Here is a 20,456-nt window from a genome sequence, read left to right as displayed (position 1 = left end):
AGGAGCAACAAGTCATGAAGGCGTTCGTCGTCAAGGAGTACAAGGGCCCGCTGGAGCTGGCGGAGGTCCCCGAGCCGCACGTGGGCGAGCACGACGTGCTCGTGCAGGTGCGGGCCGCCAGCCTCAACCCGCTCGACGAGAAGGTCCGGCAGGGCGAGTTCAAGCAGTTCCTGCCGTACGAACTGCCGTTCGTCCTCGGCCACGACCTCGCGGGCACGGTCGTCCAGGTCGGTGCGGGCGTGCGCGGGTTCGAACCCGGTGACGAGGTCTACGGCCGGGCCAGGGACCACCGCATCGGCACGTTCGCCGAGCGCATCGCTGTCGCCGAGGCCGACCTGGCGCTCAAGCCCGTCTCGATCAGCATGGAAGAAGCGGCCTCGCTGCCGCTGGTCGCCTTGACCGCTTGGCAGGCCATGGTCGAGAAGGGCCAGGTCAAGGCCGGGCAGCAGGTGCTCGTCCACGCCGGGGCCGGCGGCGTCGGGTCGGTCGCGATCCAGCTCGCCAAGCACCTGGGTGCCACCGTGGCGACCACGGCCAGCGCCGCGAACGCCGACTTCGTGCGCGGTCTGGGCGCCGACATCGTCATCGACTACCGCACCGAGGACTTCGCGCAGGTGCTGTCCGGGTACGACCTGGCGCTGGACAGCCTCGGCGGGAAGAACCTCGAGAAGTCGCTGCAGGTCCTGCGTCCGGGCGGGAAGGCAATCGGCATCTCCGGTCCCCCGGACCCGGCCTTCGCCCGCGAGGCCGGACTGAACGCGGTGCTGCGCCTGGCCATCGCCGGACTCAGCAGCGGCATCCGCCGCAAGGCCCGCAAGCTCGGCGTGCAGTACGAGTTCCTGTTCATGCGCGCCAGCGGCGACCAGCTCCGCGAGATCGCCGCACTCGTCGACAAGGGCGTGATCCGGCCCGTCGTCGGGAAAGTCGTCCCGTTCAACGAGGCTCCCGCGGCCCTCGACGCCCTCGAGAAGGGCGGCGTCCGCGGCAAGGCCGTCATCACCGAAATCTGAACAAACCCGCAAGTCATCACTACCGTCACACCTAGAGAAGGAGCACCATCATGACCACGCACGACCACTCGGACGGCACCGTCGTCACGTCGTACATCGCGGCGCCGACGAACACCGTCACCGCCGGCGGCGTCAACTTCGTCTACCGCGAGCTGGGACCGAAGGGCGGCATCCCGGTCGTCTTCTTCGTCCACCTGGCCGCGACCCTCGACTACTGGGACCCGCGGATCGTCGATGCGATCGCAAAGAACCGCCACGTGATCGCGTTCGACCAGCGCGGCGTCGGCGCCTCCAGCGGTGAGGTGCCGGACAGCATCGAGGCGATGGCCGACGACGCCTACGCGTTCATCAAGGCGCTCGGCTTCGAGCAGATCGACGTCTTCTCGTTCTCCCTGGGCGGCTTCGTCGCCCAAGCGCTCATCGCGAAGCACCCCGAGCTCGTCCGCAAGCTGGTCCTCACCGGAACCGGCCCGAAGGGCGGCAAGGACATCGACAAGGTCGCCGGTATGACCTACCGCGACATCCTGAAGGCGACGCTGACCCGCTCGGACCCGAGGGAGTTCCTGTTCTTCAACCGCGACGCCAAGGGCAAGCGGGCCGCGAAGGCCTATGTCGAGCGGACGACGGGGGCGCGCACCGAAGGCCGCGACGCGCCGATGCCGTTGAAGGGCTTCCGGACGCAGTTGAAGGCCATCAAGAAGTACGGCCGCGGCACACCGCACGACCTGTCCAAGCTCACGCAGCAGGTCCTGATCGCCAACGGCGACAACGACCGCATGGTGCCCTCGGTCCTGTCCGAGGACATGCACCGCCGCATCAAGGGCTCCGAGCTGATCATCTACCCGAACTCCGGCCACGGCGGGATCTTCCAGTTCCACCAGGAGTTCGCGCCCATCGCCGCCGAATTCCTCAAGCAGTAACGACCCCGCGACCGAACCAAGGGAGATCCGCTGTGGCAACTACACCGGCGTTCGTCAAGAAGCCCCTCGCCTCCTCGATCCTGCTGTGGGTGCGCGACGATCAACCCCGGCAGCAGGGGATGGACCGCTGGAGGGGCCCGCACTCGAAGATCATCAGCGCGACGCCGGGGTTCGATGAGTACCGGCAGATCCACCTGGCCGAGTCCAATCCCGGGTTGTGGCCCGCGGTCAGCGGAGTCGAGACGGCCATCCCCGTCGATCGCAGGATCGACGGGGTCGCCGAGGTCACTTTCAAGTCGGTGTTCTCGCCGCTGTCGGGCCGGAAGCAGACGAAGCTCGCCTATGCGGATGAGGTGAACCTGTTCCGGCGGACGCTGCTCTACATGGGGCCGCCGAACTCGACCCGCTGGTACAAGGTCGCGGGCCCCGGTGAGCGAGCGGGTGCCCGAGCCCTGATCTATGTCAGGAAGCGGGAGGACGTGGCCACCGGAGCCTTCCGGAAGATCGTCGCGAATCGGCTGGTCCCCGCCCTCGCGGGCGGGGGCGGGCTGAAGGAGCTCCGGACCAAGGTGTTCATGCCCTGGCGCCGGGGCCTGTGGAACACGCCGAACGTGGCGCACGACAATCCAGCGGACCAGCAGTTCCACGCCGAGCTGATGCTCGGTTTCGCCGATGCGGACGCGCTTCGGGCGTACTTCGCCGGCGACGCCGTCGCGAAGCTCTCGGCTAGGCTTCCCGCCTTCGCATCGGCGGTGCACGCCTACGAAGTGGACGAGGCGCTCACCTATGTGGAAGACGGGAAGACACTTCAGGATTACCGGAGCTGAGCGGTCACGGGAGCTCGCGACAGTCCATTCATGACAGAGCGGCGGCAGACGCGAGGCGTCCGCCGCCGCTCCTTTCGTCGCCGGTCAGGCGTTCGCGGTCTTCAGGCCGGGGTACATCGCCTCGATCGGGGCGCTGAGCGCGGCTTTGAGCCGCACTGAGGCCTCGTCGGCGAGGACCTCGTACTCGCCTGCTTCGAGCGCGTCGTAGACGATCCGCACCAGATCCGTCGGGTCGGTCTTGGGCTCGGTGGAGTGCGCGGCCATCGCGGTGTCGACGTAGCCGACATGCACCCCGACTACCTGCACGCCCTGGGGAGCGAGCTCCAAGCGCAGCGAGTTCGTCGCCGACCACAGCGCCGCCTTCGTCGCGCTGTAGATACCCGCGACCGCCCACCAGCTCAGCGCGGAGTGGATGTCGATGATCGCCGCCTCCTCCTTGGCCGCGAGGACCGGCGCGAACGCCCGGGCGAGGAACAGCGGGCCCAGGAAGTTCGTCTCGACGTTGGTGCGGATCTCCGCATCGGTGTGGGAGAGGATGCCCGCGCTCGATACCGAGGCCCCAGCGTTGTTGATCAGCACGGTCACGTCCGGAGCGGCCTCCACGGCCGCCCGGATCGAGTCCGGGTCGGTGACATCCAACACGAGCGGGACGATCCGCTCGTCGTCCCAGACGCGGGGATTGCGGGCGGTGGCGTACACCTTCGCCGCTCCCCGGGCGAGGGCGTCGTGCACGAAGTGGGTGCCGATGCCGCCGTTCGCGCCGGTCACGAGGATGACGGCGCCTTTGAGTGCGGTCATGTTCAGTTTCCTTCCACGGTCAGGACCCGCACCGGTCGATGCGGGAGGTTCGGAGCGAGCGGGCCGCCCGTGGGCGGCCCGCGAAAGGTGTGGTCAGGCCTGCGCCAGAACCGGGTAGTCGGTGTAGCCGGACGCGCCACCGCTGTACAGGGTGGCCGGGTCGACCTCGTTGAGCGGGGCGCCGGTGCGCACGCGCTCGACGATGTCGGGGTTGGCCAGGGCGAAACGTCCCAGTGGCGCGATGTCGGCGAGCCCGGCGTCGATGTCGTCGGCGATCTGCTCGCGGGTGCGGCCGTAGCGGAGCACGAGCACCGCTGTCGGCCACACGTCCCGGAAGGAGCGCAGCAGCTCGTCGTCGCCCACGTGGTGTACGTGCAGGTAGGCGAGGTTCAGTCCGGCGAGCTCACCGACCAGGTGCCGGTACTGGGCGCGCACGCCCTCGGTGTCGCCTTCGTCGATGCCGCCCAACGGCATCGCGGGTGAGAGGCGGATGCCGACGCGGTCGGCTCCGATCTCTTCAGCGACGGCCCGGGCGACCTCGATGACGAACCGGGACCGGTTCTCGACCGACCCGCCGTAGGCGTCGGCGCGGTGATTGGCGTTAGGCGAGAGGAACTGGTGCAGCAGGTAGCCGTTCGCGCCGTGAAGCTCCACACCGTCGGCGCCGGCGGCGATCGCCGATGCCGCGGCGTGGCGGAAGTCGGCGATCACGGCCTGGATGTCCTCGATGCTCAGCTCGCGCGGGACCGGTGTCTTCTGCGGCCCGGTCGGCGTGAACATGTCCTGGTCGGCGCTGATCGCCGAGGGTCCGACCGGTTGACGGTGGTGCGGCGTGTTGTCCGGGTGCGACATCCGGCCCACGTGCATCAGCTGGACGAACAGGGACCCGCCGCCCGCGTGGACCTCCGCTGCCACGGCCCGCCAGCCCTCGATGTGCTCGGGAGTGTAGATCCCAGGCGTGTTGAGGTACCCCTGCCCGTCAGCGGAAGGCTGCGTGCCCTCGGTGATGACCAACCCGAGGGAGGCGCGCTGCCCGTAGTAGGTCGCGGCGAGGTCGCCAGGCGTGCCGTCGGGGTTGGCGCGGCCGCGGGTCATGGGGGCCAGGGCGAGTCGGTGCGGCAGCCGGACGCGTCCGAGCGTAAACGGCTGCCAGAGCGAAGTCGAGGTCATGGTGGTTGTTCCCTTGCGTGATCGGTCGTGGACGCCATCGCCGACGGCAACGGAACTCGGTGCTCCGAGCCGACGTGGGAGGATAACGAGCGGGTCTTCCGAACCCACACGACAATGACTATAATCAGAACTGACCGCAATCAGATCTTATTCCCGAAGGACACGACATGCCAGCCGCACCCCGTACGGTCGGACGGCGCGAGCGGAACAAGCAGGAGAAGCTCGACCGCATCACGGCCGCCGCCAGCGAGCTCTTCGCCGAGCACGGCGTCGACGAGGTCACCACCCAGCAGATCGCCGACAAGGCCGACATCGGCACCGGCACCCTGTTCCTCTACGCCAAGAACAAGGGCGAACTGCTCCTACTCGTGCAGAACGCCTCCTACGCCGACGCGCTCGTCCGGGGCAAAGCAGCCGCCGAACTCCTGCCTGAACCGTTCGAGGCGGTGATGGCGATCGTCCGCCCTGTCGTGGAATGCAACCGCAAGCAGATCGACAACGGCCGAACGTACCTGCGGGAGATGGCGTTCGGGGACCCCGAGGAACCCCACCACCGCGAAGCGCTGAACCTCAACGCACAGACCGAGCGGGCCATCGCCGACGTGCTGCGGCGAGACGAACGCATCGAACCCGATGCTGCCCCCGTGCTCGCCCGCATCGTCTCCGCGATCGCGTTTGTCACCATGGCGGCCACGATCAATGCCGACCGCACCGTCGAAGAGCTCCTGCAAGAGATCGGCGACCAGGTCCGCGTGCTCCTGCCGGGCTGAACAGGCCTCCTTCCTGGAAACGCTGCAAGTCACGCGCCTCGCGGGGCCGCCGACCTGGGCGGCCCCGCGTTGTTCTTGCTCCTTAAGACATCAGAACGGTGTCGATGATGTAGACGGTGGCGTTGGCGGTCTGGACGTTGCAGGGTCGCGACCTGCCGGTAGGTGTGGCCGCCGTAGTAGGCGAGCAGGACCGCCTTGCGCTGCAGCTCGGTCAGCGATCCGAGGCAGCGGCGGACCTGCCGGTGCTCGAGGCTGCCGACGGCGGCCTCGGCGACCGGATCGTATTCGGGCGCAACGGATTCGGCGGCGACGCGCCGTTCGCGATCGTCCGCGGCCTGCGCCGAGCGGACCGGTCGACCGCGCGGCGGTGGGCGATCGTGGTGATCCATGCACCTGCCGAACCGCGGTCGGGGTCGAACCGGACGGCGGTGCGCCACACCTCGATCAGGACTTCCTGGGCGACCTCTTCGGCCTGCGCCCGGTCGCGCAGGATGCGCGCGCAGAGGCCGAAGACGCGCGGCGCGACCCGGTTGTAGAGCGCGGCGAACGCGTCCTCTTCGCCGAGCGCGGTGCGTCGCAGCAGCTGCTCGGCGGTGTCGTCCCCGTCCTAGGGGGCCACGACCGTCCGCGGCCGCTCCCAGCGGCGCCGTGCACCGCCCCCTCGCTCCAGCATCATCGCACTCCAGGCAGTGGGACTATGTCCTCTCCCTACCAGTTCGGAGCCGCCCCCCGCAGCGGATGGGCGGTTCTCGGCCCGGAGTCGCAGGGGATCGGCCAAGCTGTTCAGCTTCGCCATAGCGACCGGCACAGCGGCTAGGATGGATCGCGCCAGACGGCATGGATCATCTACCTTGCAGCTCAACAGGACTAGAATGCACCTAGGAACCCGGAACCCGGAACCCGGAACCCGGAACCCGGAACCCGGAACCCGGAACCCGGAACCCGGACTACCCTGAGCACGTGCGAACCGTGGTCCTTGCCGGCAGGACGATTCAGGCGCTCGCGCGGCTCCACTTCGACCTCGCGCCCCTGCTGGTCGTCGATCACCGGATTCGGCTCCTCTACTCCCTGAACGAGGGCTCTCCCAGGCGACGATTCGCTGAGCGGCGTGCGAAGACACTGGGCATCTGCCTGTATCCGTGGCAGGCGCTCGTCGAGCAGCGGCCGGACCTCGTCGTCTCCGCGAGCGTGGCACCCGAGCTGTACGAGCTGGGAGTGCCGGTGGTGCTACTGCCGCACGGCGCGACGTACAACCGGGTGTTGGAGGGCCTGTCGGGGGCCGCCGGTACTGCCCGCGAGCAGGTGCTCGGAGCTTCGGGCCAGACCCCTGCCCTGATGGCGATGCCCGGGAGATCCGCTGTCGACCAGCTCTCCCGCGACTGTCCCGAGGCGCTGCCGTCCGCGGAGGTCACCGGGGACCTGTGCATGGAGCGCCTGCGCATCAGCACACCGCTGCGTCAGCTCTACCGCGAGGCGCTGGGAGTCGGACCGCACCAGAAGCTCGTGGTGGTCTCCTCGACCTGGGGGCCGTATTCGCTCAGCGCGGCGGACCGCTCACTACCCGCGTTCCTGCTCTCGCGGCTCCCCGCCGACGAGTTCGCGCTCGCCTACCTGCCCCATCCCAACCTCGACGCCGACCACGACGGGACTCTGCTCGCCCGCCTGCGGCCGCTCCTGCGCAACGGCCTGATCATGACCCCGGCAGAGGAAGGCTGGCGGGCCTCGCTCATCGCCGCCGACTGCGTGGTCGGCGACAGCGGCTCAGTGACGTTCTACGCGGCCAACCTGGGCAAGCCGGTACTGCTGGCAGCGTTCGGCTTCAAGGAGATGGCACCGGGCAGTCCGCAGGAGGCGTTCGGCAAGATCCAGGCATGGCTGCGGGCCGGGTCCGACCCTGTGCCGCAGCTGCGGGCCGCGATCGCCGACACGTCCGGCGACGCCGAGCGGTCGGCGATCCTGTCCGACGCCTGGTCCGAAGACGAGCCGGGGCCCGCCGCGCGCATCACGCGGCGCCTGTACGAGCTCCTCGACCTCGAGCCGAACGCGCACCCGCCGGAACTGCTCGACCTCCCCGAACGACTGCCGGAGAGCCTCCCGATGTCGGCTTGGCACTGCGAAGTCGCCCTTGACGACCGTGCATCAGGGACGGTCGCGAACTGCGTCCGCTACCCCGCGGCGGCTCCAGTGCCGCCAGTACGCACCGAGTCGACCCATCTGGTCGTCGACGAGGCCTGCCTCGTGCAGACGCTCCGGGCCGACGCCGCCGCCACCCTGTTCCATCAGCGGGCCCGGTCGGCCGACGACGGCCGGTCGCTCATCGCCGAGGCCTTCGCCGAGCAGCCGCGACGTGCGGCCGCCAGCGTCCGCACCGGTCCCGGCGAAGCGCTCGTCGTCCTCAAAGACGGGCGGCAGTTCGCCGTGCGGGGTGACGAGGCATCGCTCGCACTCCTGCCTTCGATCCTGCTGATTGGCGCCCCGGAGGGCGCCATACAGGTGCGTATGGGCGCGAAACGCGTTGAAGCCTATGCGGAGCCGATCCGCTAGGACGCTTCGAGGAGCTTCCGGACCTCGTCGGCGGCCGGATCGCGGAGGGATTTGTACAGCGCCAAGGCATGCCGCAGCGCACTCCGCTGAGTATCGTCAGCGAGCAGGCCCAGCTGGTGCCAACCCTGCGCCGCAGGCAGCATCAGCGATTCGTCCTCGGCGAGACTGAGCGTCTCCGCAGCCCTGTCGTTCGCACCGTCCACGCCGTTGGCGACGTCGAACAGTGACTGTTCGATCCGGAGTATCAAGCCGGTCCGGGAATCCCCGGCTCGGAGGAACAGCTCCCCCGCCCGCGCGAAATGCTCCTGAGCGCCCTCGGCGTCGCCGAGCTCGCGTCGGCACCGGGCGAGGAACCGGTGCTGCAGGGCCAGCACGCGCGGGTTGCCGTCGTCCGAGAGCCGGTCCTGCTCGCGGGCGTTGACCAAGGCCCGCTCGAACCACGACTGCGCGAGTTCGACCTGCCCCTGCGCCAGATGGAGCCTGCCGGTGAACTCCAGTCCCGTGCCTGCGAGGACCAGCATCGGGCGGGCGGTCGCGGGATCGGGAACTTCCAGGGCCGTGTCGGCCAGCGCCCGGGCCTCGTCCAGGATGGACTCGGCGTCGGTGAAGGAACGGGCGTCAGTAAGGGTCTTGGCCAGCAGCAGCATCATGCGGATCTGCGCGATCGGGTCGCCCTGCGCTTCGGCTGCCGCTGCAGCGAGGCGGTAGCAGCGCTCGGCGTCGTCGTAGTTGCCGTTGGAACTGAAGTACGCCCATAGCGCCTCGGCGAGCGCCCAGGTCTCGAAGTGCCAGGCCCTCTCTGAGGCGAGTTCGACCAGGCGGACCAGGTTTCGCCGATTGGTCGCGAGCCACCGGCGTGCTTCGTTGCGGCTGTCGAACGTGATCGCGTCGTCGCCGGGGACCGGATCGGCGCAGACCCGGTAGCGCTCGCCCATGGCCTTGCGGTCCGCGAGCTGCGCTGCCCGCAGGTGCCAGCTGAGGAGTCGGCGCTCCTGCTCAGTCATTGGGGCCTCCCAGGTCGACGCCCTCGGGGCGGAGCTGCACCCGCCATGTCCCGGGGCCGACCTCGTAGATCAGCTGATAGTCCTTGAGCTCTTCGACGGGCCTCTCTCCTTCGGGCGCATCGCGGTCCAACCAGTCGAGCATCGCGCTTTCGAACACCGGGTCCGGCAGCGAGCACAGCGCCCGGTAGAGCCGCTTGGCCTCCGTGGACACCTGGTCGAAGGCTTTGAGGAACAGTGCCTGGTCGGCGTGCGCGTCGACGAGGTCCACCAGTCTGGCGACGTCGATGTCGCCGGCCGCCATGATGCCGACCGCGCGGAGCAGGTTCCCCGGGCAGCCGCCGAGCGCGGCGACGAGCGCGCGGTTCACTTCCGGGGAGAGGTGCCCGACCTTGCCGAGCAGTTCGAGCGCGTCCTCTCGCGCGAGTCGCGGGAGTTCGACCTGGCGGGCTCCGGCCCAATGGAGGTCCTTGGTGGTGAGCACGATGCACAGGCCTCGCGTGCCCTCGGGCCAGAACGCCTCGATCTCGCCCTTGTTGCGCGGCTCGTCGATCACCACGAGCGTGCGCTGGTCCGCCAGGAGGGAGCGGTAGTGCTTGTCCGCTGCTCCCGGCAGCGCGGAGATCCGGCCCGCGCCGAGGCGTTCGAGCGCTGCGATCAGTTCCGCTTGCACGCCGTGCCGACGCGGCTCGAGGTGCAGCACGCCGTCAGGGAGGTGATCGCGGCCGCGGCACGCGGCGACCCCTACGAACGCGCTCTTACCAGCATGTTTGGGGCCTTTGATGACCAGCGGACTCGGGTCGGGGAGCGCGATCCATTCCAGGACCTCCTCGAGCAGATCGGCGTGGTTGGTCCAATGCGGAGGATCGTTGCACAGGTCGAACGGGATCGGCTGGCGCTGCTGGATGTTGATCGTGCCCTGAAGGAGGTTCCTCACGCCGCGGACGTCGTTCTGGAACACCGGACCGCTACTCATCGAAACTCCCGCGCCGACTCAGACCAGACACACGTCGATCCTGCCACACCGCCGCCGCGCACGGGGTCCGGAAGCACCCGGGCCTGCCGCCGCAGGCCCGGTGGTCGCCATTCGCGGCGCGGGGGCCGGCCGTCGACCGGTCAGACGAGGCCGTCGACCGCCTCGTTCAGGTCGTCTTCGCTGAGCGATCCGCTCTCCACGACGTTCCCTTCGGCGTCGATGACGACGAAGGTGCTCTGGCTGACGACGCCGAACGCGTTCCTGATCGCGTAGTCCTCGTCCGCGAGGTGGACGATGTCGCCCGTGCCCGTCTGGTCGACGAAGCCCTCCTGGTCCTCGGCGCTGCCCGGGGCGTACAGGCCCGCGCCCGACACGCCGACGATCCCGACCTGGTCGCCGTATTCGTCGAACAGGCCGGAGACGGTCGGGCCCTGGCTCAGGCAGATCGGGCAGTCGTACTCCCAGAACCACAGGACGACCGGGCTGCCCGCGAGCGAGCCGGCGTCGAACTCCTCGCCGTCGAGCGTGGTGGCGGTGAAGTCGAGGATTTCGGGCACCGCCACGTCCTCAGTGGATTCGGTGGTCTTCTCGGCCGCCGTGGCGGGTTCCTCCACGGCCTCCTCGGTCGTCGTCTCGTCCGCGCGCTCCTCGTCGGAGCCGCAGGCGCTCAGGGCGAGGACGGCGGTGACAGCGGCCGCGGCCATCCCGATGGCGGTGCGTTTCAAGGTGGTTCCTTTCATGAGGTGCAGGGCGTCAGCGTCCGAACACTGTGGAGATCAGTTCCTCAAGCCAGCGCTGCACGGACAGCGCCGCTTCGATGACCGGGTCCGACGGGTCGCCGCCGTCCAGGACGCGGAGGTCCCACCAGCCGTAGTAGGCGACGTAGAGGCCGGCCGCCAGCAGCAGCGCCCCGACCACCCGCATCACCTTGGGGAACTGGCGTTTGAGCCACACGATGAGCCCCTCGCGGGCCAGCGCGATCGCCAGCGAGACCGCGCCGATGACGATGGTCATGCCGAGCGCGTAGGCGAGGAACATGGCCGTGCCGCCGAGCAGCGAGGTCGACCTGAAAGTCTGGGCGACCAGGGCCAGGAACGGCGCGATCGTGCACGACAGCGAGGCGAGGGCGAAGAACAGGCCGAACACCGTCATCGAGCCGAGCGACCGCTTCACTTCGCGCCCGCCGAGTTTGGGCATGAACGTCGGCAGGTCGCGGCCGAGGAGCAGCCAGACGCCGGCGGCCGCCGCACTGACGCCGACGACGACGGTGATCCACGGCAGGAACGCGGTGATGCCGGCCGCGGCGGTGGAGACGACGAGCCCGAAGACGCCGAAGACGGTGACGAAGCCGATGGTCATGGCGAGGGTGAACAGGCCGGCTCGGCCGAGGGCCCGCCAGCGGGAGACGTCTTCGTCGGCTTCGCCGGTGATGAGGAATCCGGCGCAGACGGGGAGGAGTGCGAATCCGCAGGGGTTCACCGCGGCCACGGCGCCGGCGGCGAGCGCGATCGCGAAGGGGAGTTCGTCCATGGTCAGGTCGTCGGGCGGAGGACGACCCAGGTGAACGGCTGCACGAGTCCGGCCGGGGTGAGGTGTTCTTCGGCGCGTGTGTCGACCAGGTCGAAGTGCGGGGCGAAGACCTCGGCGAGATCCGTTGCGCTGTAACGAACCACGGGGAGTCCGGAGCAGTGCGTCGGCCCGTGGGCGTCGAAGGTGGCGATGACGACCCGGCCGCCGGGGGCGATACCAACAGGCCGATGAGCAGGAACGCGCCGAAGGAGGCCTCGACGGCGAGGACGAGCCAGCCGAACACCGTGAAGTTCGGGACGACGACGGTGGCAGGCCCACGGCGCCAGCACCTCGTGTTCGACGCCGTTGAGCGTCCAGCTGTAGAGGCCGCTCGGGGTGCCGCCCTGCCCGAAGTCGGGCGGCACCTTCCAGGAGACGTTGTCGATCCACATCAGCGCCACGCCGACACGTGTGGCGGCGATGAGCCACGCGCTGAGCCGCGACGGTGCGACCGGGTCTGCTGCCCTCATTTCCTGAGTACAGCATGAACCCGGCCTGGTTGATCCTTACAAGTTGAGAAACCGTCCAGCCTGCGGTGGAGGACGATCTCCAGCAGGCGGTTCCGGGCCTTCAGTGCCCGGGCCCGCTTGTCCGAGCACGGCGATCGCCGTGCCCGCGGCAATCGTGTTGGCGCCGTTGATGACCGGCAAGAACGGACTGCGGGCCCCAGCTGAACGGCTGCGGGAAAGGCTCAGCGCGGGCCCACGCGTCGACCTCGCTGCGCACGCCCGATTCGCGGCGGTATCGCTCGTCAGCTTGTCAGGTGGTGGGCGCAGTCGAGCTCGGTGCCGATCCTGGCGAGCGTTTGGGAGAAGCCGGCTCGGGTTCGGTCGTCGAATCCGATGAACAGCTTGTTGGCGAGCGGCACACCCCATCGGGCGCGGGTCGCGGCGTTGTAGACGCGATGGACGATCTTGGTCCCGGCGGTGTCCGGCTCGAGCCGGTACTCGCCCCGGTACCACCACCCGCCCTGGAAGGCGATGGCCTGCCGGTCGTGATCGACCTCGATCGTGCCGCTGCGCCCCGGGGACTTCAGGCTGAACCGGTCCGGGCCTCCGGTTACGATCGCCTGCTCCGAGTCGTCTTGGAAGAGCCAGGCGCTGCCTTCGCCGACGTCGCCTGAGCGCACCGTCAGTACCAGGTCCGAAACGCGGTCCAGCGAGGCTTCGAGCAGACCCGTGATCTCCACCAGTACCGTCCTCATGCTGGAATCGTAGGGAAGATCCGCGATCTGGGCAATACGTCGTCACCGGATGCTCCTTCAGCACGGCGGCCGCCGCGCGGGGTACGCGCGGCGGCCTGCGAATGCCTTCTGAGAGTCGGTTCGTCGGTGTCCTCCTTACTTACGGCCGGTCGTCTCGGCGATCCAGGCGATGAACGCCTCGGGGTCCTCGTTGGCGCCGTGCCCGGCGTCCCAGTACATCGACAGGTCCACGTCGTCGCCGAGCCCGGAGAGGCTGGCGGCGAGGTTCACCGCGACGCTCAACGAGGTGTCGGTGTCCTTGGTGCCCAAGCGGATCCACCAGTGCTTGGCGCGGCCCTTGTTCTTCCTGCCGATGAAGTACATGGGGTTCATCAGGTTGAGCAGCTCGGGGATGTCCTCGTCGAGCTCCGCGCCGTCGTCGCCGGTGTCCTGGCGGAGGCTGTAGGTCGTGAAGTGGCGGGCCGCTGTGGTGCCGGTGCCGAACTCGTTGTTCTCACCCGCGCTGAGGTCGAACGCGTCGAACGCGGGCGCGGACTTCTTGCGGGTGCCGAGGTAGGCGAGGAAGTCGTCCCAGGTGAACGAGGCTTTGTCGTTCTCCCAGGTGATCCAGGCCTGCTCGGCCAGGTAGGCGTCGCGGTCGGTGTCGGACAGCGCCGACAGGTAGGCGGCCGCCGAAGGCCGGAGGTAGGTGTCGGTGATGTAGTCGCCGAGGTTGTCGGCCGTCAGGGTCTTGTAGCCCTTGCCGCCGGAGAGCTTGAGCTTCTTCTGGTAGGAGGCGAACTGCCCGGCCAGGTCCTCGGTGACAGCGGCATCGAGCGCCGTATCGTCCATAGTGGTGAGTGAGCCGTAGGCCCATTCGTACGCGCCGTCGGCGTGCTCGAGGTCGGTGATCGGGCACCAGTCGCCCGAGGCGAAGATCGCGTCCGACTCGTCGGCCGCGCCGATCTCCTCCAGGTAGGCGTCGTACAGCTTCGAGTCGCCCGAGGCGCCCAGCAGCGCCGAGAGCGCGCCGCCCGCACTGGTGCCGCTGGAGACGATCCGGTCGGTGTCGCCCGGGACCGTGTCCCCGTTGTGCCGCAGATACCGCACGGCCGCTTTGAGGTCCACGATCGCAGCCGGGGCCACGCCGTAGTAGGCGCCCTCATCGTCGTGGAGGTCGCGGCCGCGCGCGCCCGGCTCGACGACGACATACCCGGCCGCCAGCGCGTACTGGGCGTTCCCGGCGGCGGCTTGGATGCCGGTCTGCAGGTCCTCGGACCCGGCGGTGTCGTCGCCCGCGCCGGGCGGCACCATGCCGCCCATGCCGCCCCCGCCGATGCCGGTGGCCTCGGCGACCGAGGAGGAGAGGTACCCGCCGATGCTGTTGGCGAGGAGGATCGGCGAGTTCGCGGCGTCGACCGCTTCGCCGTTGATCTCGGTGGGGACGGAGATGTTGAGGCTCTGGTAGGCCTCGTCGACGGGGTAGGCGACGTAGACGAGGTTCTTGTAGAAGCGGTAGGCGATCTCCTGGTCGCCTTCGCTGGTGGTGACGGTGGTGGTGAGTTCTTCGTAGGCGTCGGGGTCGAAGGTGAGTGCGGTGTCGGTCGCGGCGGTGTCCTCGGAGGCCTCTTTGGCGTAGGCGAGGTTGCCGGTGGCGATGACGGCGGTTCCGGCGACGGCGGCGCCGCCGATCGCTTGGACTACGTTCCTGCGCTTCAACTTGTTCCTCCATGTCTCTCGCGGCCGGTGCGGCCGCGCTGGGACCGAGTGAAGGCCGGGAGCCTGGGAGGATGCTGGAAGATTTTGCAGACCGAATTGCGAATCATATTGTCACCAATGATGTACGAAGCGACCCCCGGCCTGGGAGTGGCCGGGGGTCGCGTATCGGGGCAGGTCAGCGGGTGCGGCCGGTGGTCTCGCCGAGCCAGGTGATGAAGTCGGGGGCGTCCCATTTGACGGCGTGGCCGCCGTCCCAGTACATGAGGGCGTTCACGTCGTCGCCCAGGTTTTCCACGCTCGCAACGAGGTTGGCCATCACCGAGGGCGAGGTGTCGGAGTCGCTGGTGCCGGTGCGGAACCACCAGTGGCGGGCCCGGGAGCCGCTGCGGGCGTTGAGGAAGTGCATGGGGTTCATCAGGTCGATCTTCTCGGGCAGGTCGGCCTCGAGTTCGGCGGTGTCGTCGCCGGTGCCCTCGCGGAGGCTGTAGCGCGTGAAGTACCGCCGGTCGGTGTCCTCGTCGCCGAACAGGCTGTTCTCGAAGGTGCCGAGGGTGAAGCCGTCGAACGCGGGGACGCCCTTCCAGCGCTGCACGTGCTGGATGAAGTCGTCCCACTCGAACGACGCTTTACTGCGCTTCCAGGTGATCCAGGGGTTCGCGGCCAGGTAGGCGACGCGGTCGGCCTCCGCGAGGCCGCTCAAGTGGCGGGTGGCAGCTGGTTCCATATAGGTCTGCTTGAGGTAGTCGTCGAGCCGGTCGGCGGTGAGCTTCCCGAAGCGGCCTTCACCGCGCAGTTTCAGGGCGTCCTGGTAGGCGGGGAATGCCTCGGCGAGCTCGGCGGCGGTCTCCTGGTCGACGTACTCCCCCGAGTTCCGGTTCGGGGCGGCGGCGAAGGCCCATTCGTGGGCCATGTCCGCGTGCTCGAGGTCGGCGATCGGGCAGTATGCGGCCACGGCGAAGATCGCGTCGCTCGCGCCCGCCGCGCCAATCTCGTCCAGATAGGAGTCGTAGCGGCTGTCGCCGGCCGAGGCGCCGAGCAGGGTCGAGAGCGCGCCGCCCGCGCTGACGCCAGTGGAGACGATCCGGTTCACGTTCCCGGGGACGCGACCGCGGTTGTGCCGCAGGTAGCGAACGGCCGCTTTGAGGTCCACGATGGCCGCCGGGGCCTTGCCGTAGAAGACGCCGTCGGCGTCGACGTTGGTGCGGCCGCGCACGGCCGGGGCGGCGACCACGTAGCCCGCCGCGAGCGCCAGTTCCGCGTTGGTCCCGCCCAGGTCCGCCCGGTCGATCGGCACCGGCATGTAGCCGCCGACCTTGATGTTGAACAGGATCGGCGCGTTCGAGGCGTCGACCGGCTCGCCGTCGATCTCGACGGGCTCCCAGAGATTGAGGCTCTGGTGGTCGGGGTCGACCGGGTAGGCGACGTAGGGGACGGCGCGCCAGTGGCGGTAGGTCACTTCGACGTCGCCCGCTTCAGTGGCGATCGTCGTCGTCTCGACCACGTGGTCCTCGGGCACAAAGCCCAGTTCGTCGTTCACCGCGTCATTGTCGCCGGTGCGTGCGGCCGCGGCGCTGCTCGCCGTTCCGACCACGCCCGCGGCGGCGGTTCCGGCGATCGTGCCGATGACGTGCCTGCGCTTCAGGGATGGGTTTTCCATGGGGGTCGACTCCGCTTCATTGCGTGTGGTTGTTGAGGATCGAGTTGAGGGCGTCCCGGGTGGCCGGGGCGATACGGGGATCGAGGCCGAGGTCGAGCAGCTGCCGGGTGGCGGCGTCCATCTCCTCGGCGCGGCGGCGGGCGTGGGCGTAGGTGCCGGTGACCATGCGGTCCAAGGTGTCCGCGTCGAAGGACGCGAACTCGGCGGCGATATGCGCGCGGAACCAGTCCTCCAGACCCGCGGCGCGGGCGCCTTCAAGAGCCTCGACCACGGCGGCCGCGATGCCCTTGTAGACGACCGAGCGCAGCAGCTTGCGCGAGTTGGCCGCGCCGGGAGGACCGGGGACGGTCTCGATGCGGGCGCCGAGCGGCGCGAGGTAGCGGGTGAACCGCCCGGCGCCCGGTCCTGAGGCGAGCATGGGGGTGCGCAGGCCGCTGCCCGGCACCGGGGACATCAGGGCGACGTCGACGAAGTCCACGTCTGCGGCGATCTCGGCAAGCTCCACTTTGAGTGAAGGCGCGGCCGTGTTCGCGTCGGCCCACAGCGTCCCGGCCCTCAGTGCCGGGAGGCTGCGGCGCAGCGCGGTCTCGGCTTCCTCAGCGGTGGTGAGGCTGACGACGAGGTCGGCGTCGCGCACGGCGTCGGCCTCGCTGCCGCGCTGCTCGATGCCCTTGGGGGCCTGGGCCATCGGGTCGAAGCCGCGCACGTCGGCTCCGGCCGCGGCGAGGTCGGCCGCGATCAGGGCACCGGCCTCGCCGAAACCGAGGACGGCGATCATAGGCGGCACCTTCACGGCGCGCCTTCGGGATCGGGCATCGGGGTGCCGTAGGTGTGGAAGGACTCGATGGTCTTGAGGCCCCAGGCCTGGCCCTTCTTCCGTTCGGTCTCGGTCCAGTCGACGGTCTTCCAGTCCGGGGCCAGGACGAGCCGGGCACCCGCGTTGCACAGCTCGATCCGGTTGCCGCCGGGCTCGTAGACGTACAGGAAGAACGTCTGCTGGATCGCGTGCTTGTGCGGGCCGGTCTCGATGTGCACGCCCTGTTCGAGCGCGATGTCGCAGGCGCGCAGGATGTCCGCGCGGGTGTCCGCCGCGAACGCGATGTGGTGGAGGCGGCCGGAGAGGCCGAGCGCGTCCTTGGTGTAGACCACGTCGTAGCCCTTGTTGGTGAACGTCGACCAGGTGCCCGCGATCTCCCCGGTGTCGAGGACGATCTGCTCGGTGACCATGCCGCCCAGCACGTCGCGCACGAAGTCGCGGTTCGCCACGGGGCTCTTGCCGAGGTAGTTGATGTGGTCGAGGCGCCGCACGCCCACGCCCCTGCCCGGATAGGCCTCGGCCTGGTTCTTCAGCGACGGGCGGGTGTCCTCGCCGGGCGTGAACCACTCCGACTCGAAGTAGACCCCCAGCTCGTGCCCGTCGGGGTCGTTGAACAGGTAGGTCGGCCCGTAGCCGGTCTCCCCCTCGGTCCAGCCGATCCCGTGCCCGGCATCCTCGATGGACTTGACGAGGCGGTCGAGCGATTCGGGGCTCGCGGCCCGGAAGTTGGTGCGCGCGACGCCGGGCTTGGCGCGTTCGGTGAGCGTGATGGAGTGGTGCTCGTACTCGTCCCAGGCGCGCAGGTACACCGACCCGCCTTCGCCGCCGACCTCGCGCAGGCCGAGGTAGTCGGTGAAGAACGCGGCGCTGGCGGCCACGTCAGGAGTGTAGAGCTGGACGCGCCCCAGGTGCGCGATGTCGTGTCTCGGTGCCACTTGATCCTCCTTGGTCAGGCTCGCGGGAAGACCCGGCCTTCGAACAGTTTCCGGGCGGTGCGGACCACCCCGGCCCGCCGGATGCCGCCCGCATCGCGGTCGAGGTCGAGGTCGATGAGCAGGTGCCCGGACGGGTGCTCGACGTCGACGCGGTCGAGCCGCTCCGGCCAGCTCGCGGTGATCGCTCGGCCGACCGCGCCGTCCATGGTGAGCGCGGTGACGGCGCTGACGGCGGCGAACACGCCGATGGCGGCGTGGAGGCGGCGCGGGATGAACGATTGCGTGCTCACGTGGCCGCCGTCGCGGGGAGGGGAGACCAGGATCGTTTTCGGGACGGAGGAACCGGTGACGTCGCCGAGCCCCATGAGCCGCCCGGCTTCGATGCGGAGGGCGTCGACCCGGTCGAGGAGGGCGGCGTCGGCCTCCAGGGCGGCGGGCGGTTCACCGCCCGTGAGGCCGAGGCTCGCGGCCTCGGCGACCACCACGGGCATGCCGTTGTCCACACAGGTCACTTCGAGCCCAGCGATGACGTCGCGGACGTTCCCGGTGGGCAGGAGGGCACCGGTGGCCGACCCGGCGGTGTCCTCGAAGAGGAGCCGCACGGGTGCGGCCGTGCCAGGGACGCCGTCCACGCTGGTGTCACCGGCGTACTCGGGCAGGCCGCCGGTGAGCGGGAAGCTCGCGGTGGCGGTGCCGCCGGTGTTCACCAGGCGAATCCGTACCTCGGCGCTGTCGCCTCCGGCCGCGAGGAGCCCGGATTCGACGGCGAACTGGCCGACCCCGGCGAGGATGTTCCCGCAGGTCTGCCTGTCGGAGACGGCGGGCGCGTCCACGCCGAGCTGGAGGAAGAGGTAGTCGACGTCGGTTCCCGGTGCGGCCGAAGGCGAGACGATCGCGACCTTGCTGGTCAGCGAGGTCGCTCCGCCGATGCCGTCGATCTGGCGGGCGTCGGGGCTCCCCATGATCCGCAGCAGCAGGTCGTCCCGGTCGGCCGGGTCGGCGGGCAGGTCTTCGGCGAGGAAGAACGCGCCCTTCGAGGTCCCGGCCCGCATCCAGGTGCAGGGAATCCCCGCGGTCATGACCCGGTCCCGTGGTGGTCGTCGTAGGAGACGTACTCGATGCCGAGGTCTTTCAGCTTGCCGCGCATGTTGTAGCGGTCGAGGCCGAGTTCGCCTTCCTTGAAGGCCTGGCGGGTCGCGGCCTCCTTGTCGGCTCGGGCCCTCGACAGTTCGACGACGCTGGGCGCGTCGAGCCGGGGGACGCGGACCACGCCGTCGTCGTCGGCGACGATCACGTCCCCGGGGTGGATCGTCTGTCCTTCCAGGACGATCGGGACGTTCACCGCGCCCGCGGTGGCCTTGACCGAGCCTTGGGCGCTCACGGCGGTCGACCAGGCGGGAAAGCCCATGTCGCGCAGCTCGGCCACGTCCCGGATGCCGCAGCCGAGGACCACCCCGCGCACGCCCCGCTGCGCCAGGGCGGTAGCGAAGAGCTCGCCGAAGAGGCCGTCGGTGGACGGCGAGTTCGTCGCCACCACGAGCAGGTCGCCGGGTTGGCACTGCTCAACGGCCACATGGATCATCAGGTTGTCGCCCGGCCAGCACAGGGCGGTCACCGCGGTCCCGGCCGCCCGCGCCCCGGCCCAGGCCGGGCGCAGGCGCGGGCCGAGGTACCCGGTGCGGCCCTGCGCCTCGTGGACGGTGGCGGTCCCGAAGGCTCCCAGGGTCTTCGCGTCCTCGGCGGAGGCGCGGGGCGGGTCGGTGACGACGACGGTCCTCATGCGAGCCGCCCGGTGGTCTGCGGGTAGTGGCGGACGAACGCCTCGGCCCGGGTGTCGTGCGGCAGGCCCAGGTTCGGGCCCGCGTTGCGCTTGAGCTGCGTCCCGCGCCGGGCCGCCAGGTCCTCGTAGTAGGTCCACATGTGCTGCTGCGCACCGAGGCAGCGCATGGCCTCGCACTTGGCGTCGTAGACCGAGGTGATGTCGAGCAGCACGTCCGGGGTGAAGTCGCACATCTCCGGCTGGTGCGGCTCGAAGCTGAACACCGGCGGCGCGCCGAGCGGTTCACCCGGGGCCTCGTAGCCGATGGCCTGGGCCAGGATGCGCGCCTGCATCGCCATGCGGGCGGCGGCGGGGTGGTCGCCGTTGTACGGGTCCTTCAGGGTGTGGGTGAGCACGATGGTCGGATCGGTCTCGCGGTAGACGCGCACCAGCTGGTCGACCAGCTCCTGCGACTCCAGGAGCGGGTAGTCCCCCGCGTCGAGGAAGCGGATGTCCGCGCCGAGGACCTTCGCGGCGGCCTCGGCCTCGGCCCGGCGGATCGCCTTGATCTCGTCGAGGCCCTTGCCTTCGCGCCAGGCCCTCGCGGACTCGCCGCGCTCGCCGTAGCTGAGGCAGACGACCGTGGCCGCTTCGCCCCGGGAGGCCGCCAGCGCGATCGCGCCGCCGGAGCGCCAGACGAAGTCGCCCGCGTGGGCGCTGACGACCAGCAGCCGGTCCTTCGCGCTCGTAGACATTGTTTCCCCATTCTTCGCTGTGGTGTCCGGCCCCGTCGCCGAAGCG

The 20,456-nt window shown here is 69.6% G+C and carries 20 protein-coding genes and 1 pseudogene; 5 read left to right on the top strand and 16 right to left on the bottom strand.

Going from position 1 to position 20,456, the window contains the following annotated elements:
* Positions 1-14: 14 nt before the first annotated feature.
* The 3 genes from ACZ60M_RS12480 to ACZ60M_RS12470 are packed head-to-tail and all read left to right on the top strand — an operon-like array spanning position 15 to position 2,757.
* Positions 15-1,010, top strand: coding sequence for an NADP-dependent oxidoreductase (locus ACZ60M_RS12480; protein WP_465417482.1), 996 nt, complete (start codon positions 15-17; stop codon positions 1,008-1,010).
* Between the two features lie 50 nt (positions 1,011-1,060).
* Entirely contained in the window at positions 1,061-1,930 is an 870-nt protein-coding gene (locus tag ACZ60M_RS12475) for an alpha/beta fold hydrolase (RefSeq protein WP_465417480.1), read from the top strand.
* Between the two features lie 32 nt (positions 1,931-1,962).
* Positions 1,963-2,757, top strand: coding sequence for a strictosidine synthase (locus tag ACZ60M_RS12470; RefSeq protein WP_465417478.1), 795 nt, complete (start codon positions 1,963-1,965; stop codon positions 2,755-2,757).
* Between the two features lie 84 nt (positions 2,758-2,841).
* Here the strand turns inward: ACZ60M_RS12470 and ACZ60M_RS12465 are convergent, their stop codons facing one another.
* Entirely contained in the window at positions 2,842-3,555 is a 714-nt protein-coding gene (locus ACZ60M_RS12465; protein WP_465417477.1) for an SDR family oxidoreductase, read from the bottom strand.
* Positions 3,556-3,648: 93 nt separating this feature from the next.
* Positions 3,649-4,725: an alkene reductase gene (locus ACZ60M_RS12460; protein WP_465417475.1), complete on the bottom strand. Its 1,077-nt coding sequence runs from the start codon at positions 4,723-4,725 to the stop codon at positions 3,649-3,651.
* Between the two features lie 167 nt (positions 4,726-4,892).
* Here ACZ60M_RS12460 and ACZ60M_RS12455 point away from each other — a divergent pair, with 167 nt between their 5' ends.
* Complete coding sequence (locus tag ACZ60M_RS12455; RefSeq protein WP_465417473.1) at positions 4,893-5,495, top strand: TetR/AcrR family transcriptional regulator; 603 nt, start codon at positions 4,893-4,895, stop codon at positions 5,493-5,495.
* A gap of 29 nt (positions 5,496-5,524) precedes the next feature.
* On the opposite strand, the pseudogene ACZ60M_RS12450 reads toward ACZ60M_RS12455, so the two are convergent.
* Positions 5,525-6,078: pseudogene (locus ACZ60M_RS12450) on the bottom strand (sigma-70 family RNA polymerase sigma factor).
* A 377-nt stretch (positions 6,079-6,455) separates the two neighbouring features.
* Between ACZ60M_RS12450 and ACZ60M_RS12445 the strand changes: the two are divergent.
* Positions 6,456-8,039, top strand: a complete 1,584-nt coding sequence (locus tag ACZ60M_RS12445; protein WP_465417471.1) for a hypothetical protein — start codon at positions 6,456-6,458, stop codon at positions 8,037-8,039.
* Here the strand turns inward: ACZ60M_RS12445 and ACZ60M_RS12440 are convergent.
* From ACZ60M_RS12440 to ACZ60M_RS12380, 13 genes are all read right to left on the bottom strand, one after another.
* Positions 8,036-9,043 carry a hypothetical protein gene (locus ACZ60M_RS12440; RefSeq protein ID WP_465417469.1) on the bottom strand — a complete coding sequence of 336 codons (1,008 nt, stop codon included), beginning with the start codon at positions 9,041-9,043 and terminating at the stop codon, positions 8,036-8,038. The two genes, ACZ60M_RS12445 and ACZ60M_RS12440, sit on opposite strands and share 4 nt — an antisense overlap.
* Positions 9,036-10,016 carry a hypothetical protein gene (locus ACZ60M_RS12435; RefSeq protein WP_465417467.1) on the bottom strand — a complete coding sequence of 327 codons (981 nt, stop codon included), beginning with the start codon at positions 10,014-10,016 and terminating at the stop codon, positions 9,036-9,038. Before ACZ60M_RS12435 ends, ACZ60M_RS12440 begins: the two co-directional genes overlap by 8 nt.
* Positions 10,017-10,156: 140 nt before the next feature.
* Positions 10,157-10,741 carry a TlpA family protein disulfide reductase gene (locus tag ACZ60M_RS12430; RefSeq protein WP_465417465.1) on the bottom strand — a complete coding sequence of 195 codons (585 nt, stop codon included), beginning with the start codon at positions 10,739-10,741 and terminating at the stop codon, positions 10,157-10,159.
* A gap of 28 nt (positions 10,742-10,769) precedes the next feature.
* On the bottom strand, positions 10,770-11,546 hold the full coding sequence (locus ACZ60M_RS12425; protein ID WP_465417463.1) for a cytochrome c biogenesis CcdA family protein: 777 nt from the start codon (positions 11,544-11,546) through the stop codon (positions 10,770-10,772).
* A 2-nt stretch (positions 11,547-11,548) separates the two neighbouring features.
* Positions 11,549-12,055, bottom strand: coding sequence for a hypothetical protein (locus ACZ60M_RS12420; protein ID WP_465417461.1), 507 nt, complete (start codon positions 12,053-12,055; stop codon positions 11,549-11,551).
* 281 nt (positions 12,056-12,336) lie between these two features.
* Positions 12,337-12,789 (bottom strand): hypothetical protein, encoded by a 453-nt coding sequence (locus ACZ60M_RS12415; protein ID WP_465417460.1) that lies wholly within the window; start codon positions 12,787-12,789, stop codon positions 12,337-12,339.
* Positions 12,790-12,924: 135 nt separating this feature from the next.
* The gene (locus tag ACZ60M_RS12410) at positions 12,925-14,487 is read right to left on the bottom strand and encodes a subtype B tannase (protein ID WP_465417458.1); all 1,563 of its coding nucleotides are present in this window, start codon (positions 14,485-14,487) and stop codon (positions 12,925-12,927) included.
* 175 nt (positions 14,488-14,662) lie between these two features.
* Entirely contained in the window at positions 14,663-16,144 is a 1,482-nt protein-coding gene (locus ACZ60M_RS12405; protein ID WP_465417456.1) for a subtype B tannase, read from the bottom strand.
* A gap of 16 nt (positions 16,145-16,160) precedes the next feature.
* Positions 16,161-16,922, bottom strand: coding sequence for an NAD(P)-dependent oxidoreductase (locus ACZ60M_RS12400; protein WP_465417454.1), 762 nt, complete (start codon positions 16,920-16,922; stop codon positions 16,161-16,163).
* An 11-nt stretch (positions 16,923-16,933) separates the two neighbouring features.
* Positions 16,934-17,896, bottom strand: coding sequence for a VOC family protein (locus ACZ60M_RS12395; RefSeq protein ID WP_465417452.1), 963 nt, complete (start codon positions 17,894-17,896; stop codon positions 16,934-16,936).
* A 14-nt stretch (positions 17,897-17,910) separates the two neighbouring features.
* Positions 17,911-18,975, bottom strand: a complete 1,065-nt coding sequence (locus tag ACZ60M_RS12390; RefSeq protein ID WP_465417450.1) for a 4-oxalomesaconate tautomerase — start codon at positions 18,973-18,975, stop codon at positions 17,911-17,913.
* Positions 18,972-19,676: a 4-carboxy-4-hydroxy-2-oxoadipate aldolase/oxaloacetate decarboxylase gene (locus ACZ60M_RS12385; RefSeq protein WP_465417448.1), complete on the bottom strand. Its 705-nt coding sequence runs from the start codon at positions 19,674-19,676 to the stop codon at positions 18,972-18,974. The genes ACZ60M_RS12390 and ACZ60M_RS12385 overlap by 4 nt, the downstream gene beginning before the upstream one ends.
* Positions 19,673-20,410: a PIG-L deacetylase family protein gene (locus tag ACZ60M_RS12380; protein ID WP_465417446.1), complete on the bottom strand. Its 738-nt coding sequence runs from the start codon at positions 20,408-20,410 to the stop codon at positions 19,673-19,675. Before ACZ60M_RS12380 ends, ACZ60M_RS12385 begins: the two co-directional genes overlap by 4 nt.
* Positions 20,411-20,456 lie beyond the last annotated feature (46 nt).

Source organism: Glycomyces sp. NPDC050141 (assembly GCF_055586545.1).
Note: the sequence above shows the minus strand (reverse complement) of the source record. Positions and strands in the feature narration are given on the sequence as shown.